12 protein-coding genes are annotated in these 17,433 nt (G+C 43.4%); 6 read left to right on the forward strand and 6 right to left on the reverse strand.

Annotated features, from left to right (window positions below; translation table 11 throughout):
* Positions 1-117 precede the first annotated feature (117 nt).
* Together GO009_RS14280 and GO009_RS14285 are read right to left on the reverse strand one after the other, a co-directional pair.
* Positions 118-1,836 carry a DUF1501 domain-containing protein gene (locus tag GO009_RS14280; RefSeq protein WP_163627050.1) on the reverse strand — a complete coding sequence of 573 codons (1,719 nt, stop codon included), beginning with the start codon at positions 1,834-1,836 and terminating at the stop codon, positions 118-120.
* Positions 1,837-1,846: 10 nt separating this feature from the next.
* Positions 1,847-3,346, reverse strand: coding sequence for a DUF1800 family protein (locus GO009_RS14285; protein WP_163627052.1), 1,500 nt, complete (start codon positions 3,344-3,346; stop codon positions 1,847-1,849).
* Positions 3,347-3,515: 169 nt separating this feature from the next.
* Here GO009_RS14285 and GO009_RS14290 point away from each other — a divergent pair, with 169 nt between their 5' ends.
* The 4 genes from GO009_RS14290 to GO009_RS14305 all read left to right on the forward strand — a co-directional run bounded on the left by GO009_RS14290 (position 3,516) and on the right by GO009_RS14305 (position 7,985).
* Positions 3,516-3,875, forward strand: a complete 360-nt coding sequence (locus tag GO009_RS14290) for a YraN family protein (protein ID WP_163627055.1) — start codon at positions 3,516-3,518, stop codon at positions 3,873-3,875.
* A gap of 54 nt (positions 3,876-3,929) precedes the next feature.
* Positions 3,930-4,589 carry a hypothetical protein gene (locus GO009_RS14295; RefSeq protein WP_014032964.1) on the forward strand — a complete coding sequence of 220 codons (660 nt, stop codon included), beginning with the start codon at positions 3,930-3,932 and terminating at the stop codon, positions 4,587-4,589.
* Between the two features lie 73 nt (positions 4,590-4,662).
* The gene (locus GO009_RS14300; RefSeq protein WP_163627057.1) at positions 4,663-6,645 is read left to right on the forward strand and encodes a DUF3352 domain-containing protein; all 1,983 of its coding nucleotides are present in this window, start codon (positions 4,663-4,665) and stop codon (positions 6,643-6,645) included.
* Between the two features lie 182 nt (positions 6,646-6,827).
* Complete coding sequence (locus tag GO009_RS14305; protein WP_163627059.1) at positions 6,828-7,985, forward strand: serine hydrolase; 1,158 nt, start codon at positions 6,828-6,830, stop codon at positions 7,983-7,985.
* Positions 7,986-8,251: 266 nt separating this feature from the next.
* Here GO009_RS14305 and mfd read toward each other — a convergent pair whose 3' ends face one another.
* From mfd to GO009_RS14320, 3 genes are all read right to left on the reverse strand, one after another.
* Positions 8,252-11,659, reverse strand: a complete 3,408-nt coding sequence (gene mfd, locus GO009_RS14310) for a transcription-repair coupling factor (protein WP_163627061.1) — start codon at positions 11,657-11,659, stop codon at positions 8,252-8,254.
* A gap of 290 nt (positions 11,660-11,949) precedes the next feature.
* Positions 11,950-12,582, reverse strand: coding sequence for a ligase-associated DNA damage response endonuclease PdeM (gene pdeM / locus GO009_RS14315; protein WP_163627063.1), 633 nt, complete (start codon positions 12,580-12,582; stop codon positions 11,950-11,952).
* A 262-nt stretch (positions 12,583-12,844) separates the two neighbouring features.
* Entirely contained in the window at positions 12,845-15,307 is a 2,463-nt protein-coding gene (locus GO009_RS14320) for a ligase-associated DNA damage response DEXH box helicase (RefSeq protein ID WP_163627267.1), read from the reverse strand.
* A gap of 98 nt (positions 15,308-15,405) precedes the next feature.
* On the opposite strand from GO009_RS14320, the gene GO009_RS14325 reads away from it, so the two are divergent.
* Positions 15,406-15,834, forward strand: coding sequence for a TerB family tellurite resistance protein (locus GO009_RS14325; RefSeq protein WP_163627065.1), 429 nt, complete (start codon positions 15,406-15,408; stop codon positions 15,832-15,834).
* Here GO009_RS14325 and fbp read toward each other — a convergent pair.
* A complete protein-coding gene (gene fbp / locus GO009_RS14330) occupies positions 15,831-16,838 on the reverse strand; it encodes a class 1 fructose-bisphosphatase (RefSeq protein WP_163627067.1) in 1,008 nt (335 codons plus the stop codon). The genes GO009_RS14325 and fbp overlap by 4 nt on opposite strands.
* A 112-nt stretch (positions 16,839-16,950) precedes the next feature.
* On the opposite strand from fbp, the gene GO009_RS14335 reads away from it, so the two are divergent.
* Positions 16,951-17,433 carry a GNAT family N-acetyltransferase gene (locus tag GO009_RS14335; protein WP_163627072.1) on the forward strand — a complete coding sequence of 161 codons (483 nt, stop codon included), beginning with the start codon at positions 16,951-16,953 and terminating at the stop codon, positions 17,431-17,433.

The following is a 17,433-nucleotide window of genomic DNA, read 5'->3' on the forward strand; positions in this document are numbered from 1 at the left end:
CTGATTTTAACGGGATACACATAAAAAACGAAACCCTCGAAAATGCGACCCGATTTGGGGTGTGGGGTACATTGTCGAAGGGTTCCGAAAAATGAATTGAAATGTGTACTGTTTTCTTTAGGTAATCATCACTGATTTGCTCATCTTTTTATCTCCGACGGAGATTCGATAAATGTATTTTCCAGTGGATAGACTATCACGCATACGCTCTCTTATATTTATGTCCACAGCACCTTCCAACATCATTTCGTTGAACAGGGTTCCTAAGCGCTGTCCCAAAATATTGAAGAGTTCGATATCCACGTGGGCAGCTACGGGCATTTCCAAATGGATATGTGGATTTCGTGGTGATGTTGCAGGATATACGGCTGCGTGCTCTATACCGTCCAAAATATCAATGTTTGGATTATCGGGGTCTTGACCTGGAGGTGTCTCTGGCAATGTTGGTGGGTCATTGTCCATGGCAATATCATCAAATTCCTCGCCGCTGCAGTTGAAGCCCAAATCGATGGCTTGATAAGGGTGGCCCAATAAATGTTGCTCCACGGATTCCCTTGGAACACAAAGCCATTCCGCCAGTACGGTTCCGTAGAGGTTTCTGAAATCCATGGTGTACTCCAAGTTTCCGCGGTTATTGGGTTCGTCCAAGGAGGGATGGTCGCCCACAAAGGCGCTTCCACTCAAACCCGATCCAAAAAACAGGGTAGGGGCGGCCTTTCCATGGTCGGTACCATTGGAACCGTTTTCAAAGATTCTTCGGCCAAATTCGGAAAAGGTCATGCTTAACACTTTGTCATCCTGTTCGGTAAAAGCGAGATCTTCGTAAAAGTTGTTGATGGCAACGGAGAGGTTGGACATCAATCGTTCATGAACAATAGGTTGGTTACCGTGGGTGTCAAACCCTCCCAAAGAGATCATGTAGACTTTTGTGCCCAAGTTTCCTTTGATCAAACGCGCCAAGAGTGCTAATTGCCTTGCAAAACCGTTGTCTTGGTACTCCACTTGATTTTGACCTGCCATGTAAGCGTCATGAATGATGCCTGCATATTCATAAGTAGTATTGGCCACGCCTCTTAGAAATTTCAATTGGTCGCCGTACATACAATCATCAAAAGGGGCATTTTCGATATCGTAAAAGGCACCGGTTTCAGCAATTTGCTCTAATTGATCCACATTATTGGTCACAAAGGCATAATTGGTTTCTTCTCCTTGAAAAATCATATTGGCCAAGTTCCCAATTTGAATGGCTGCAGGCGCTGGCGGTGGATTGATTAAATAATCTTCATAAAGGTGTTCAAAATGCCTGCCCATCCAACCGGTGTTCTCTCCAGAGAATCCAGTTGTAGTCAAATCGGTATTGGCAAAAATATCGGAGCCTGTAAAATGGGACAGACTCTGGTTTTCGTAACCAACGCCATGCACGGCTTTGAACTGTCCGTCTCCCCAAAGCGGTTCCAGGGCACTCATATAAGTGGGCACCCCAAAATCATCGGTAAGTTTCAGGACCTTGCTTTCCGGGATATAGATGTTGGGCCTGGCATTGGCATACGTATCATATTGTTGAATGGGAATCACGGTGCTGAGACCATCGTTCCCTCCCGATAATCGAATCAGGATTAAAATATTGTCGGTTTCGGCAGCAGCCACAGCGGCGGTCAGTGGTGATGGGGAGGAAGCCGAGATCATATGGCTTCCCAAAAACATGGAACCTGAACCTGCTATGCCCAACGCTTGCACAAAGGAACGTCGACTCCATTTTTTGTGTTCTAAATCATGGCCTTCGTGTTCGAGGCCTTTGTGGGGGGAGTTATCGTGGGTATGGTGATTATCGCACATAGTGATGGGGTTATTTGAGTTGAAATTCGGGTTCACGGGACAAATGACGCAGTAAAAGGTACACTTGAGAGGGACCGGTCTCCCATGCAAGTAAAGTCCATGAAGGTGTTGTGCCCCCTTCATAATAATTAACGTCCACATCGCTCCTGAAAGCGAGGTATGCTCTTTCGTAGTCGGCATCGGTCAACAGGCCCTTGGGCACAAATTTTTCAATAATGGGTTTGGCCACTTCGTCGGGGTTGTTGCTCGTAAGCCCGGCATTACCGGAAAGTTCCAAGCCCAAATCCCTGAATTGTTCTGGGTCGTTCTCATAAAAGCGTTGCAAGAACATCTCAACTGTCAACCATCGACCAATAATAAAGTTGGTATTGATCCATGTTCGGTCACGTTGCCACCCTTCCACTTCTGGAGGTTGAAAAAAGCGTTGCCCAATCAAGGCGCAGGAATCGATCATGTTCAAGACTGTTGTGTCATCATAAGTGAAGCTTGTTTCCTTCAATAAATTAAAATAAAGGTCGGCCGGACTCTTAATAATGACCCCAATCGCGGTTTCATCAAAAAAGTGCTGGCTTTTGAACAATTGACGGAGTACGGGCGCTATTTCAAACCCACTGCTTATAAAGGTCTGGGCCAGACCATCGATTATTTGTGGAGCGATTCCGTTTCCATCATCTCCAGTGGAATCGGGATGGACAAAGAACTCGTACAGTTTTTTGCAGATGAACCACCCTATCTCGTCAGGTCTTTGGTCAAAAAGGATGTCGATGACGTCATCATACCCCCAATTACCTGTTTGACCGAATATGGTTTTGTTCCCTGTATTAAAATCCTCTGGATTGAAAGTAACTTGTGTGCACCCTTCCTCGCCACGTTCGGTATATCCGGATAATGCAGCAGAGGTTTGAATAATATCCTCTTCAGTATAATTGTTTCCTTCGCCCAAAGTAAAAAGTTCGTAAAGTTCTCGGGCATAGTTCTCGTTGGGATTGTCGCCTCGGTTCCTGGCACCATCCAAATAGTAGAGCATGGCACTGGTAAGACCAACTTCGCTTGTTAAAGTCTTGAAATTGCCCAATGCATTCTGCTGTAAGCAGAGTATATAATAATATAGAAAGCCTGGACAGTTATACGATTCCAATTGGGTGACAAAGTGGTTGCTCCAAAAGAAACTCATTCGATCTCTAAGGCCATTGTCCAAAAGTGTGTTTCCGTAGGTGGTGGTAAAATCCTCTATTTGTGCCCTACGCAGTTGTCTGGCCAAATCATCATCAGCAGGATAGTTGGCATCGTTCCAATCTGCCCATTCAGGAGCTGGAATAATCGGCGCGGCAAGCGCTTGATCAACCAAACTATTGACGAGGGCTTCCGCTGTCTGTCCCACAGCAGCATTTATGGTCTGTACTGAGGCACTAAAACCAAGCCTTCGGTACAAGTGGGCGGCACGTACTTCATCCAATGGAGAGGTGTACTGCGCCAAAGTTGAGGAATTACAATTGATAAAGTACTCCATAGCAATGTCTGGCGTTAATTTGTTACATAGTTTGGGGGTAACTATTGCTTATGCTAGTGTTGGATGTGGTTCAATTGAGCCAACAAAGTACAACCTTAACGAACTAAAGTCCATGAACGACCAATTTTTTCGATAAAATGCTTAATTTTTTTTGATTTTTACAAATTGTATGGCCAATCATAACACATTTGGAAAACTGGGAGAACAAAAAGCAGTAGCTTTTTTGAAGGCTTCTGGATACGAGATCAAAAAGCTTAACTATCGGTATCTCAATGCCGAAGTGGATATAATTGCCGAGAAAGACGACTTCTTGGTCATTGTTGAGGTAAAGTCAAGAAACATAGGCTTTCTGGAAGATATATCCCATGTTATCACGCCCAAAAAAATCAAACTTTTAACCATGGCAGCCAACCATTACATGGAAGAATTGGATAGGGATCTGGAGGTTAGGTTTGATGTGATTACCGTGGTAAAAAATGCTGATAATTTTGAGATTGAGCACTTTGAAAACGCATTTTACCATTTCTAACCATTTGTTTGTTTTGTAACAATATGTTATTTTTGTTGAAAACCAACTGGAAAAATGAAAACAATATCTGCAGTAGTTGAGCACTACATCAAGAAAAAGCCGTTTTTGCAAACCGCTTTGGCACAGGGTATTATTAACCTAACGTCTTTATCTCGACAGATAAAACCCGAAATTGCCGAGGAATTGGGAAAGGACGTAAAGGATGGGGCCATTGTGATGGCACTCAAGCGCCTATCCGATGATTTGGAGTTCAGGGCTACCCATAAAATTGTAAAAGTTCTCAAAAATATCGGTGAGATAACGGTACGCTCCAATCTTACCGATTACACATTTTTGGCTTCGGACACCATTTTGCAGCAACAAGCTAGATTGCTGGAAGAGGTAAATGTTAATCAAGATGTATTCTATACTTCATCGCGAGGAGTGAACGAGATCAATATTGTGATTAGTAATATAATGGACGGTGTTGTGGAAAAGTACTTTAAAATGGAACGTTGTACCCAAAAGGCAGAAGGACTATCATCCATTACCGTAAAATTGCCAGCGGAGAATGTTTCGGTCCCTGGAATCTACTATTTCATCTTTCAGCGATTGGCCTGGGAGGGGATTGTGCTTTACGAGGTTATTTCCACGACCAACGAGTTTACCATTTTGGTGAACGATGAACAGGTAGACGTAGCTTTCAAAACAATAAAAGATTTAAAATCCCTGTAAATTGGTTTTCCTTTTATGGTCCTAAACTAAAAAGTCATCTTCTTCGTTGTAGAAAAAGACACTTTTTGGAAAAATGACCAAAAAAAGGATTCTTTACGGTTTTTTGGGCCTGATAGTACTGTACTTGTGCTATTTGGCCTATGTTTTTATTCTTTCTCCCAAAACCAATCTCCAGTCCATTTATCTGATTCCGAAGGATGCAGTTTTCATTATTGAATCGGAACAACCCGTGGAAAGTTGGGAAAAAATCAGTAAGAGCGAAGGGTGGCGCCATCTCAAAAAGAACGCATATTTCTCAGATCTTACCGAGAACATTCAAAAAGTGGATACGGTTTTCAACGACAATCATAAGCTCTTCGAGTTTTTTGACAATCGTTCCCTGTTCATTTCCATCCATATGATTTCTCCCAAGGATTATGGGATTTTCTACGTGCTGGACTTGAAGCGCATCGCCAAACTGCAACTGCTCAAAACCTATTTGAACACTTTACTGGACGATGGCTATGTGTTGAGCAAACGAACCTATCACGAGCACGAAATTTTGGAAGTGCACGATCGTGAGAGCAAGGAAACCATGTATCTGGCCTTTATCAAAAACCAATTGGTGGCCTCGTACACCCATACATTGGTGGAAGCTTCCATAGATCAATACTTGGAACCCGTTTTGGGGCGAAACCTCAATTTTTTGGAAATCAACCAAAAAGTGGGGCACGAAGATCTCTTCCGAATGTACGTGCAGTACCATTATTTTGATGATTACATTAAAGTGTACTCCGACAGGCCTTCCGATTGGGTACAACGGGTGAGCGAAAACTTTTTGTTCTCGGGCTTTTATTTTGATTTGGACGAAAACAGCACATTAACGGCCAACGGATATACCAACATCAGTGCCGTGAACGAATACTATTTGGAGGCGTTGCAAAAATCGGGCAAGGCAGAACGCTCTATTCCCCAAGTGGCGCCGAACAGCACGGCACTTTATATCAGCTACGGGTTTGATAGTTTTTCCGAGTTCTACAAGAATTTCGAGATGGTCCAGCAGAACGATCCAGAACAGTTCGAGAGCTATCAAAAGGGAATTGCCAAAGTGGAAAAATTCCTCAAAATCGATGTCAAGGAAAATTTTGTGAGTTGGATAGGGGACGAAATCGCCGTGCTTCAAATTCAATCACACATTACCAAAGGCAAGAACGATATGGCCTTGGTGCTCAAAGCAAACGATGCCAAAGATGCCAAGACCAATCTGGATTTTGTGGTGGAGCAGATCCGTAAAAAGACACCTGTAAAGTTCAAGGCGGTCAACTATAAGGATTATGAAATCAACTTTTTGTCCATCAAGGGTTTCTTTAAGATATTGTTGGGCGGTAGGTTCGATGAGTTTGATAAACCCTACTTCACCCAGATTGATGACTTTGTGATCTTTAGTGACAGTCCCAATACCCTAAAGGGTATTATTGATAAAGTATCGGAGGGGGATATTTTGGCCACTTCGGAAGAATTCAAAAATTTTGACAAAAAGTTCGATTCAGAATCCACTGTGTTCGTGTACAGCAATGTGCCTTTGCTGTTTGATAATATGTATGCCCTGACCGATGCTGCCACCAAGCAAAAAATGCGCAAGAACAAGGATTTCATCATCTGTTTTCCTCAGGTGGGATTGCAACTGACCCCTGAAGAGGATTTGTTCGAAAGTAGATTGGTGCTCAACTATCAAGATGTGCAGGAGGTGAAAAAGACATTGGATATGGCCCAACCCGACACTGAGGTTGTGACCACAAATCAAAGTACAGCATCCACAGAAATCACCGATGCGGTTTTTGATTTAAGGCCCATTTATCCCAATGATTTGAACGCGAGTTCCTTCAGTAAGACCTATGCCAATGGGAACATCCGTTTTGAAGTGGACCTTAAAGATGGTCTAAAACATGGCAGATATGAAGAATTCTATTCGGATGGCACCCGAAAAATCCGCGGCCGCTTTCGGGATGATGAGCAAGTGGGCACTTGGCGCTACTATGACAAAGAAGGCAATCAAGTTCATAAAAAGCGGTTTTAGATTTCTCGTCGCTACGCTCCGTCGAAATGACTGATGATGTGCGATCGTCATTTCGAACGCAGTGAGAAATCTCATTTCCCTTTCCGAGCGTAGCGAAGAATCCTTTTTAAATATCCTAATCGGTGATTGGAGCAGTTCTCCAACAATCATTACCTTGCTTGTCCAAACCAAACCTCCAAAAAATGAAAAATATCTTGGTTGCAGCTATACTTCTCGCTGTATTCTCCACAACTATTACTGTCAATGCACAACAAATCAATTTTCCAGAGCGCTACGCAACATGGAAAACGGCGGAAAAGAATCAATTCAAGTATGATCAAGAAAAGTTGAACAAAGCGGTTGGTTTTGCCAATGCCAACGAGTATTCCGGGTCACGAGACTTACGAATTGCCATCTTAAAAGGGTTTGAAAAGGAACCTTTTCATGATGTATTGGGCCCGACAAAAAAGCGAGGCGGTCCAGCAGGTATGATTATGAAAAATGGCTACGTGCTGGCTTCTTGGGGAGACACCAAACGTGTGGATATGACTTTCAGTGTCACCAAAAGCTTTTTATCCACTGTTGCTGGACTGGCCGAAGACCAAGGATTGATCAAGAGCACCAAGGACAAAGTGGGGGACTATATTTGGGATGGCACTTTTGATGGTGCGCACAACTCCAAAATAACTTGGGAACACCTATTGCAACAAAATTCTGACTGGTCAGGGGAATTGTGGGGCGGTAAGGATTGGGCGGACCGTCCACCGAGTGAAGGAGGTCTGGACGATTGGAAATTCCGAAAACTCAATGAACCCGGTACCGTAATGGAATACAACGATGTTCGCGTAAACGTATTGGCCTATTCCTTGACCCATGTGTGGAGAAAACCGCTGCCCATGGTCCTCAAAGAAGAGGTGATGGACAAAATTGGAGCAACCACTTCCTGGAGATGGTTTGGATACGATAATGCGTGGACGGTTGTGGATGGAATCAAAATGAAATCCGTAACCGGTGGCGGGCACTCCGGTGCCGGGCTTTTTATCTCCACTGAGGACATGGCCCGCTTTGGAACCCTGTTCTTGAACAACGGAAAATGGGAAGATGAGCAGATCATCAGTGAGGATTGGATTAAAAAAGCCACTACCCCATCAGTGCCCAATGCAAATTATGGGTATATGTGGTGGCTCAACCAACAAGGTGACCGCCATTGGGATGGCGTTCCCGAGCATGTGTTCTACGCTGCTGGTTTTGGGGGCAACTTTATCGTGGTGGATCAAAAAAGTGGTTTGGTCATCGTGACCCGTTGGCTGGAACCTTCAAAAATTGGGGATTTCGTGAAGCAGGTTTATGAGGCTTTTTAATTTGAATGTATTCCCAGACAATTGTATGTAATATCCGTCACCCTGAACTTGTTTCAGGGTCTCATCAGTTTTGATATTGTAATCAATTCAAAATGACACGAATCACACTGATTTTCACAAATTATTATTGATTTCATTTTGAGCTGTTGCTTGAGCCCGAATCTTTGACTACTTGGGATTTCTCGTCGCTACGCTCTGTCGAAATGACCACGAGTGCTTAATTGTCATTTCGAACAAACGTGAGAAATCTATTTTTAGACGGTATGTTACGCAGAAACATTGTTCCCTTGAGGGGACTTTAGGGGAGTAAAAGGCTCCAACATCTTCAACGCCTTATCCACGCTGGTGATCCTTTCAAAAACCAACAATAATCGAAGCCCGTTACGAGTCTGTTTTTCTTTGAGTTTTACCAGTTGAGGATGGGTTTGTGCATATTGCAATATTTGGGTGAACACTTCACTTTGGTAAAAACTGGATTGCTGGTCGGCAATAAAGTAACCAATGAATTTGCCTTTTTTCATGATGACCTTTTCCAGACCAATGTGAGTGGCGATCCATTTAATGCGGACGGAGTTCATCAAATCCACGGCGGGCTCGGGAAGTTCGCCAAAACGGTCTGCCAATTGCGCTTCAAATTTTTGTAGGCCTTCTTCGTCCTCCACGTCGTTCAATTGGGTGTAGAGGTTCAGGCGTTCGGTGATGTTGTTGATGTAATCATCGGGGAAGAGCAGTTCAAAATCCGTGTCCAACTGCATCTCTTTCACGTACACTTTTTCCTTGTCGCCCTCAACTTCATCATACAATTCCTTGAACTCGTTTTCCTTGAGCTCATCTATGGTTTCAGCCAATATTTTTTGATAGGTCTCAAATCCAATCTCGTTGATAAACCCACTCTGTTCACCACCCAAAAGGTCTCCCGCACCACGGATTTCCAAATCCTTCATCGCAATATTGAAACCACTTCCCAAATCGGTAAATTGCTCCAATGCTTCGATACGTTTTCGGGCCTCGGTGGTCATCACTTCATAAGGCGGTGTGATAAAATAACAGAATGCTTTTTTATTGCTTCGCCCCACACGTCCGCGCATCTGGTGCAGGTCGCTCAATCCAAAATTATTGGCGTTGTGAATAAAAATGGTGTTGGCGTTGGTCACATCCAACCCGCTTTCAATAATGGTGGTGGAAACCAATACGTCAAACTCACCGTTCATAAAAGCCAGCATCAATGACTCCAATTTTTTACCTTCCATTTGTCCGTGGCCGATTCCAATTTTGGCATCGGGCACCAAACGTTGAATCATCCCGGCTACTTCTTTGATGTTTTCAATGCGATTATGAATAAAGAACACCTGTCCGCCCCGTTGGATTTCATAGGACACGGCATCACGGATAATATCCTCGTTCAATCGAATCACGTGGCTTTCGATGGGGTAGCGGTTCGGTGGCGGCGTATTGATTACGGATAGGTCACGTGCAGCCATCAAACTAAATTGAAGGGTTCTCGGAATAGGAGTGGCCGTAAGTGTGAGCACATCTACATTTTCCTTGATGGAACGCAGTTTTTCCTTGACCGAAACCCCGAATTTTTGTTCCTCGTCCACAATTAATAAGCCCAAATCCTTGAACTGTACATTTTTGTTGACCAATTGATGGGTCCCGATTATAATATCGATTTTACCATCGGCCAATCGCTCCAATACATCTTTTTTCTCTTTTGCGGTTCGGAAGCGGTTAAGGTAATCCACTGTTACGGGCATCTCCTTTAAACGTTCCCTGAACGTTCGGCTGTGCTGAAAGGCCAAAATGGTGGTCGGTACCAGAACAGCGACCTGTTTGCCGTTGTCCACGGCTTTAAATGCGGCACGAATGGCTACTTCGGTTTTTCCAAAACCAACGTCTCCGCAAATCAATCGGTCCATTGGTCGCTCGCTTTCCATGTCCTTTTTTACATCTTGGGTGCTTTTTTCCTGATCGGGAGTATCCTCGTAAAGGAAAGATGCTTCCAGTTCATGTTGTAAATAGCTGTCGGGAGCGTATTGAAAACCTTTTTCCAATCTTCGTTTGGCGTAGACTTTTATCAAGTCGAAAGCAATCTTTTTGACCCGTGCCTTGGTTTTTTGCTTCAGCTTTTTCCAAGCAGCTGAACCCAGTTTGAATATTTTTGGTGGCGCCCCGTCCTTACCGTTGTATTTGGATATTTTGTGCAGCGAGTGGATGCTCACATAGAGAATATCACGGTCGCCATAAATCAGTTTGATGGCTTCCTGCTTTTTGCCCTCCACATCGATTTTTTGCAACCCGCCAAACTTACCTATACCATGGTCAATGTGGGTCACATAATCCCCGATTTCCAATTTGTTGAGTTCCTTCAGCGTGATGGCCTGCTTTTTAGCGTAGCCATTCTTTAAATGGAACTTATGGTAACGTTCAAAAATTTGATGGTCGGTATAACAGGCAACTTTCAAATCAGGATCCACAAAACCTTGGAACAATGGAAAAATGATGGTCTGGTAGTGAACCGTTTCATCCACTTCATCAAAAATATCGTGGAAACGCTTGGCCTGTTGCTCCGTAGAGCAGAATATATAGTTGCTGTAACCTGAGTCCCGATTGTCGTTGAGGTTTTCAATAAGCAGGTCAAACTTTTTGTTGAAAGCTGGTTGGGGTTTGGTGTTGAACTGGATTTCGTTACCCTGAACTTGTTCCAGGGTCTCACTGGAAGCCCCAATTTCAACGAACAAATAATCTTTAAGCTGCTCTTTCAGCAAAGCTGCATCCAAAAACAATTCCTTGGGTTCCGCATGTTTGATTTCCTCGCTCAACTTGGCAAAACTCTCCTCAGCTTTTTCAAAAAAGGAATCAATGCGATCGTAGATCAGCGCAGGGTTTTTCGCAAATACCACGGTATTGGCCGAAATATATTTTAAGAAGCTTTCCCGTATTTCTTCGGTAAACTTATTTTCTACGTTTGGGATAATGGTAATTTTCTTCACCTTGTCCGTGGAAAGCTGGGTTTCCACATCAAAAGTTCGAATACTGTCCACTTCATCCCCAAAAAACTCGATACGGTACGGTTCATCGTGAGAGAAGGAGAAAACATCCACGATACCTCCACGAACAGAAAACTCCCCCGGTTCGGTCACAAAATCCACCCGTTTAAACTGATATTCAAACAGCACTTCGTTCAAAAAATCCAACGAGATTTCGTCGCCCAATTTAATTTTTTGGGTGTTTTTGTCCAGTTCCTTTCGGGTCACCACTTTTTCAAAAAGGGCATCGGGATACGTAACGATTATTGCCGGTTTCTTTCTGGAGTTGATGCGGTTCAAAACCTCGGCACGCAGAAGTACGTTGGCATTGTCCGTTTCTTCAATTTGATACGGTCTTCGGTAGCTTCCGGGATAAAAAAGCACATCTTTTTCACCAATCAGTTGTTCCAAATCGTTCAAAAGATAAGCAGCCTCTTCCTTGTCGTTCAAAATCAGCAAGAATGGTGATTCGGCAGACTTGAAAGCTTCTGAAATCACAAAGGAAAGGGATGAACCTACAAGCCCTTTAAGGCTTATTTTTTGACTATCACTTCGAGCGGAGTCGAGAGGTTGGGCAATAATTTCCCTCAGTTTCCCGAGTTGGGGAGACTGTTCAAATAATTTGGGAATTAGGGTTTTGGTCAATCCAAAAAACTTTGCGGCAAAGATAAACCGCGAAAACTTGTGTTAAAAATGTTTTTTTGAGTTTCTTGTTTGCCAATTTGAATACCACGTCATTCCGAACTGTAATCCCCGAGCCGAGTCGAACGGGGTAATCCGGAATTTTCAATTATGTGTTGACACGGATTGCACGAATTATCTCAAAATTCTATTGTCATTTCGAGCTGTCACCCCGAGCGCAGTCGAGGGGGCAGTCGAGAAATCTTAGATTACACTAGATGAGATGCTGAAACAAGTTCAGCATGACAAAAAATCTATACCTTAATAATACTATCCTCCACAATGGCATACACTTGGTCGCCTTTCTTGGGTTTGAGTGCGTGCGTTCCCGTAAATTGACCAAAAGCGGGAAGTATCATTTGATTTTCAGATTTAAAAAAGCAGGGCAATTTGATGCGATCCTTACCAAGACCTTTTAGTTTGATGGACGGATGGATATGCCCACAAAACGTAAAGTAACCCTCTCGCTTCCCTGGATGGTGTGTCAAAAGGAAAGAATCGATAATCAACTCTGGAAATATCGAAACCTTAAGTTTTTCGAATTTTTCGGGAGCAATAATGTCGTGATTACCTGCCACCAATAGGATTTCGGCAGGTGTCTTGCCTACCCAATTTTCAAACAGTTCCCATTCCTTGTTCAGCGATGAATGGAACAAATCGCCCAAAAAGCAGATTTGAAAAGGCTGAAAATCGGAGACTATTTTATCCAAAAGCAGGAAGTTTTTGTGAATGGCCTTTCTAGGAACAGCTGCCCCAAATTTTCGGAAATGGGAGACCTTGCCCAAATGCACATCGCTAATCAGCAAGAGTGATTTTTCCTCCCAAAACAGTCCGCCCAAAGGGTGCAGTTGAAATATTTGATTGCGTATTTGAATATTTTGCCTCATTTGCCTTCGATACTACAAATTTAGTTCAATTGTCATTTCGAACCGAGCGAAGCAAGTGTGAGAAATCTGAAAATAGATTTCTCAATCGTCGTTACCCTCCTCATATCGAAATGACCTTCTTCATCGGTCGCTGAGCGCCCGCCTGCCGGACGGACAGGGAGTCGAAGCGATTTGCGATTCTGTCTACACTTCAGTTAAGTAACCGATTGACAAAAGGGCGCTCAGCATCCGCACAGAATGACAATTACTTGAGTGTTCATTGCTATTTGGTCAATTTATTTATCATCCGTTGGATGCGGTCTGCCAATTTTTCATTGGATAGTTTTTCTCGCAATCTGTCGGTGATTATCGGGAAGGATAGGGGCGTGGGCTGTGAACATTTTTTCCAAACAATCTCTTGTTCCGCGATTCGTTCCAAAGCCAAGCGCAGTCGCCCCTCCTCCAATTGGTGCTCAAAGGTTTCGGTGTAAGCTTGCTGATAGAGCAGATTATCGTCCTCAAAATCACGGAATACATCGAACAGCAATTCCGAACTGCTTTGCAGGTGTTTTATTTTGACTCCTTTCTCGGGATAGCCTGTAAAAACCATTCCGCTGATGACGGCAATGTCACGGAACTTTCTGCGCGCCATTTCGTTGGAGTTTAAACTTTTTTGAAGGTCGGACAACATATACTCCGGGGTAAAAAGGTTGTTGTCCAAAATTTCCTGAATGTTGATTTCCTTGTCCGATAGCAGCTCAAAACCATAATCGTTAAAAGCCAGGGAGCAGGTTATCGGCATTAACAAACTGATACGATAGGCCAAGAGACTGCTCATTCCTTCGTGAATGGCCCTGCCTTCAAAGGGGTAAAACATATGGTGGTAGCCATCACGGGTCTTAAAGGTTTCTATCAAAAATTGATGCGGCTGTGGCACAATACTTTCTTCTCGTTGTTTCGCAAACATTGGCTGCAATACTTGAATTTCTTCTGATTGTTTCGAAAATTCCAACTCAGCGGTGTACAATTCTTGTCGCAACAATTCCGACATCTTTGCAGAAAAACTCAAACGTCCTCCCATCCAGCTGGGCACTTTGTTGGTTCTTTTTTTGGAATTTCGAACGTGTGCAGCCATCCCTTTGATCCTAATAAATTCCAGATTACGTCCTGCAAAAGTGAAAACATCGCCGGAGCTCAATTTGGAAATAAAATATTCCTCGATACTTCCGATGTACCCTCCTTTTTGATAGCGCACCGAAATAGTGGCATCGCCCACAATGGTGCCAATTTGAAAGCGGTGCCGCATGGCCACTGCCCTGCTGTTCACTTTGAATTTGCCATCTTCTTCAACCTCCACCTTTTTATACTCGTCGTAGCTTTTTAGGCTTTGACTACCCATCACCAAAAAATTCAACAGCCATTGCCATTGTTCTTCGGTCAAGGTCTGGTAGCAAAAGGTCTGTTTGATCTCGGGATAGATTTCATCAGGATAAAACCCATCCGAAACCGCCAAGGTGGTCAAATATTGAATGAGGACATCAAAACTGTTCAAGTATGGAATGCGGTCTTCCACGGCACTGTTCAATACTGCTTTTTGCATGGCCGAAGCTTCGACCAACTCAATGGCATGGGTGGGTAAAAAATGGATGACACTTTCTTTGCCCGGTCGGTGGCCACTACGCCCCGCACGTTGTAAAAAACGGGCAACGCCTTTTGGACCACCAATTTGGATTACCGTTTCCACAGGCGCAAAATCCACTCCCAGGTCCAGGCTCGATGTGCAGACCACGGCTTTTAGGCTTTCATTCCGGATGGCCTGCTCCACCCACAGTCGGGTTTCTTTGTTGATGCTGCCGTGGTGCATCGCCATTTCGCCGGCAAACTCCGGATATTTCTCCAGTATTTTTTGAAACCAGATTTCGCATTGGCTTCTTGTATTGGTAAAGAGCAAGGTGGTTTTACTGTTGTTGATAATGGGCACCACTTGATCTAAAAGATGCAATCCCAAGTGTCCGCGCCAAGGAAAGGTTTCCATCTTTTCAGGAATAATACTTTTCACCGTGATTTTTTTGTTGAGGTTGGCCTTTACCAAAACCGAATTTTCCAATTCTGGCGATGTTGGCCCCAACAGGACTTCGCGAGCTTGCTCCAGATTTCCGATGGTTGCCGATATGCCCCAAATGCGTAATTCCCTGCAGATAGTTTTTAATCGGGAGATTCCCAATTCCATTTGAACGCCTCGTTTGGTGCCCAAAAGTTCATGCCATTCGTCCACCACAATAGCGGAGCAGTCCTTGAAAGTTTTAGCGTAGCCTTTGGAGGATAGCAACAACTGTAAACTTTCCGGAGTAGTAATCAATAGATCCGGCATATGGGTTCGCATTTTTGCCCGTTCTTTTGCCGAAGTATCGCCCGTTCGAATACCCACGGTCATTTGGGTTTCCAAATCTTGGGTAATGCGCTCTGCAGATTGTTTAATTTCCTGTGAAAGTGCTCGCAAGGGAGTGATCCAAATGGCTTTCAGCCCCTTTTTGTGCTTGTTCTTGTAATTAGGATGGTTTTTAATGTAATTGAGCACGATCGGAAACCAAAGTGCATAGGTTTTTCCACTGCCCGTAGGGGCGTTCAAAAGGCCGTGTTTTCCTTCCAAAAAGGCTTTCCAAGTCTCTTTTTGAAAAGGGAACGGTTCCCAATTTTGTCCTTGGAACCAATCTTCAGCAATATGAAACAATTCAGGATTTTGCAGGGCAGTAGTGCTTTGGATTGAAAATTACGAATTTCTTTATTGGGTTTATACCCTCTTTATTGCGATAAGATTTATATTTGTGCCACAAAATTTGAGATATGCCAATTTTAGATCTTTACGAGCACGGAGACCATAGGAATAACTTGGCCCATTTTGCCACATTGGCAAGTTTGGCAGCAGCCGATGGGGACATTAACCCAAAGGAAATGGCCATTTTGGAAAAGTTTGCCTTTAAGCTCAATATTAGTGAAGATGAGTTTAAGGAGGTGATGAAAAAGGAGAACAAGTATCCGATTGAAACTCCGCACAGTGGCGAGAAAAGATTTAAAAGGTTATTTGATTTCTTCCAGATTATTTTCTCAGATCACGATATTGATGATGAAGAGCGCAGAATTGTGGAAAAGTATGCAGTTGGACTAGGTTTTTCTCCAAAAACAGCAGCTCAGATCATTGATAAATCCATCAAAATTTTTAGAGGGGAAATCCCGTTCGAGGATTACCACGAATTGGTAAAAAGGGAAAGTTAGGCCTTGGCCATAAATTCTTCTGCTTTTTCTACCATTTTTTTACTTCCACAGAAAAAAGGAACCCTTTCGTGCAGTTCGGAGGGCCTTATATCCATTATGCGCTGAAAACCATCACTGGCCTTACCATTGGCCTGTTCGGCTAAAAATGCCATGGGATTGCACTCGTACAATAAACGGAGCTTACCGTTTTGGGACTTACTGCTTTTCGGATACATGTATATACCGCCTTTGATCATGTTACGGTGAAAATCCGAAACAAGTGACCCAATATATCTGGAAGTATAGGGTCTGTCCCCTTCTTCCATCTGGCAATATTTGATGTAATCTTTTACTCCTTGCGGAAAATGAATGTAGTTCCCTTCATTAACGGAGTAAATTTGACCGGTTTCCGGGAACTGCATGTTGGGATGGGACAAGTAAAAAGTACCCAGAGCAGGATTTAAGGTAAATCCATTGACGCCATCACCCGTGGTATAGACCAACATGGTGGATGTTCCATAAATTATGTAACCCGCGGCAATCTGATGTTTTCCCGGCTGCAAAAAGTCTTCCAGGGTAACTGGGGTACCCACTGGTGTTACCCTTCTGTAAATCGAAAAAATGGTTCCTACCGATACATTTACATCAATGTTGGACGAGCCATCCAAGGGATCAATAAGTACAACATATTTGTTTTGATGTTGCTTGTCAAAACTATTTATGCTGATAAAATCGTCTTCTTCCTCCGAGGCTATTCCGCAAACAATTTCCCGGTTCTTCAGTGTTTGAATAAACTTTTCGTTGGCAAGAACATCCAGTTTTTGCTGATTCTCACCTTGAATATTGGTTTCTCCCGCTGCTCCAATAATATCGACCAAACCTGCTTTGTTCACTTCGTGGTTCACTACTTTTGCCGCCAAGCGGATACCGTTCAGTAATCTTGATAGTTCTCCAGAAGTATATTGAAATGAATTTTGGTTGGCGATAATAAATTCACCGAGGGTGCGGCGTTGCTTCTCAAACATGGAAAAGGATGTTTTATTTGAGGACAAATATCGGGCATTTTGTGAAACTACAACGTTTTCGGAAGACTTTAATTGTCTAATTTTATAACTTTGAGTTTTATTTGTAACAATTATGGAGTACACAATCAGAGAAGCTCGACCAGAGGATATGGAACAGGTGCTGAACTTGGTTCAGGAACTGGCCGATTTTGAAAAGGAACCCAATGCGGTAGAGATAACAAAAGATGATTTGATAAACGACGGTTTTGGTGCCCAAAAAATGTTCCATTGTTTTGTTGCCGATACCCAAGATGGCATTGCGGGCATAGCCTTGGTGTATCCCAGATATTCCACATGGAAAGGTCCCGCGATTCACTTAGAGGATTTGATAGTGTCCGAAAAAATGCGAGGAAGCGGTTTGGGCACTGCTTTGCTGGATGAGGTGGTCAAGTATGGTGCCAGTTTGGGCGTAAAACGAATTTGTTGGGAGGTTTTGGATTGGAATGAACCTGCCATCGAATTTTATGAAAAGAAAGGGGCTAATGTACTGCGCGATTGGGACGTGGTGCAATTGGACGAAGAAGGAATCAAAAATTATATAGAAAGCCTTAACTAG

The sequence above is a fragment of the Allomuricauda sp. TY007 genome, from assembly GCF_010468565.1.
Lineage (GTDB): Bacteria > Bacteroidota > Bacteroidia > Flavobacteriales > Flavobacteriaceae > Flagellimonas.

Coding starts and splice junctions, on each gene's coding strand:
- GO009_RS14295 (WP_014032964.1), top strand. CDS start 3,930: ATGAAAACAATATCTGCAGTAGTTGAGCACTACATCAAGAAAAAGCCG.
- fbp (WP_163627067.1), bottom strand. CDS start 16,838: ATGTTTGAGAAGCAACGCCGCACCCTCGGTGAATTTATTATCGCCAAC.
- GO009_RS14300 (WP_163627057.1), top strand. CDS start 4,663: ATGACCAAAAAAAGGATTCTTTACGGTTTTTTGGGCCTGATAGTACTG.
- pdeM (WP_163627063.1), bottom strand. CDS start 12,582: ATGAGGCAAAATATTCAAATACGCAATCAAATATTTCAACTGCACCCT.
- GO009_RS14290 (WP_163627055.1), top strand. CDS start 3,516: ATGGCCAATCATAACACATTTGGAAAACTGGGAGAACAAAAAGCAGTA.
- GO009_RS14335 (WP_163627072.1), top strand. CDS start 16,951: ATGGAGTACACAATCAGAGAAGCTCGACCAGAGGATATGGAACAGGTG.
- GO009_RS14280 (WP_163627050.1), bottom strand. CDS start 1,836: ATGTGCGATAATCACCATACCCACGATAACTCCCCCCACAAAGGCCTC.
- GO009_RS14325 (WP_163627065.1), top strand. CDS start 15,406: ATGCCAATTTTAGATCTTTACGAGCACGGAGACCATAGGAATAACTTG.
- GO009_RS14285 (WP_163627052.1), bottom strand. CDS start 3,346: ATGGAGTACTTTATCAATTGTAATTCCTCAACTTTGGCGCAGTACACC.
- GO009_RS14305 (WP_163627059.1), top strand. CDS start 6,828: ATGAAAAATATCTTGGTTGCAGCTATACTTCTCGCTGTATTCTCCACA.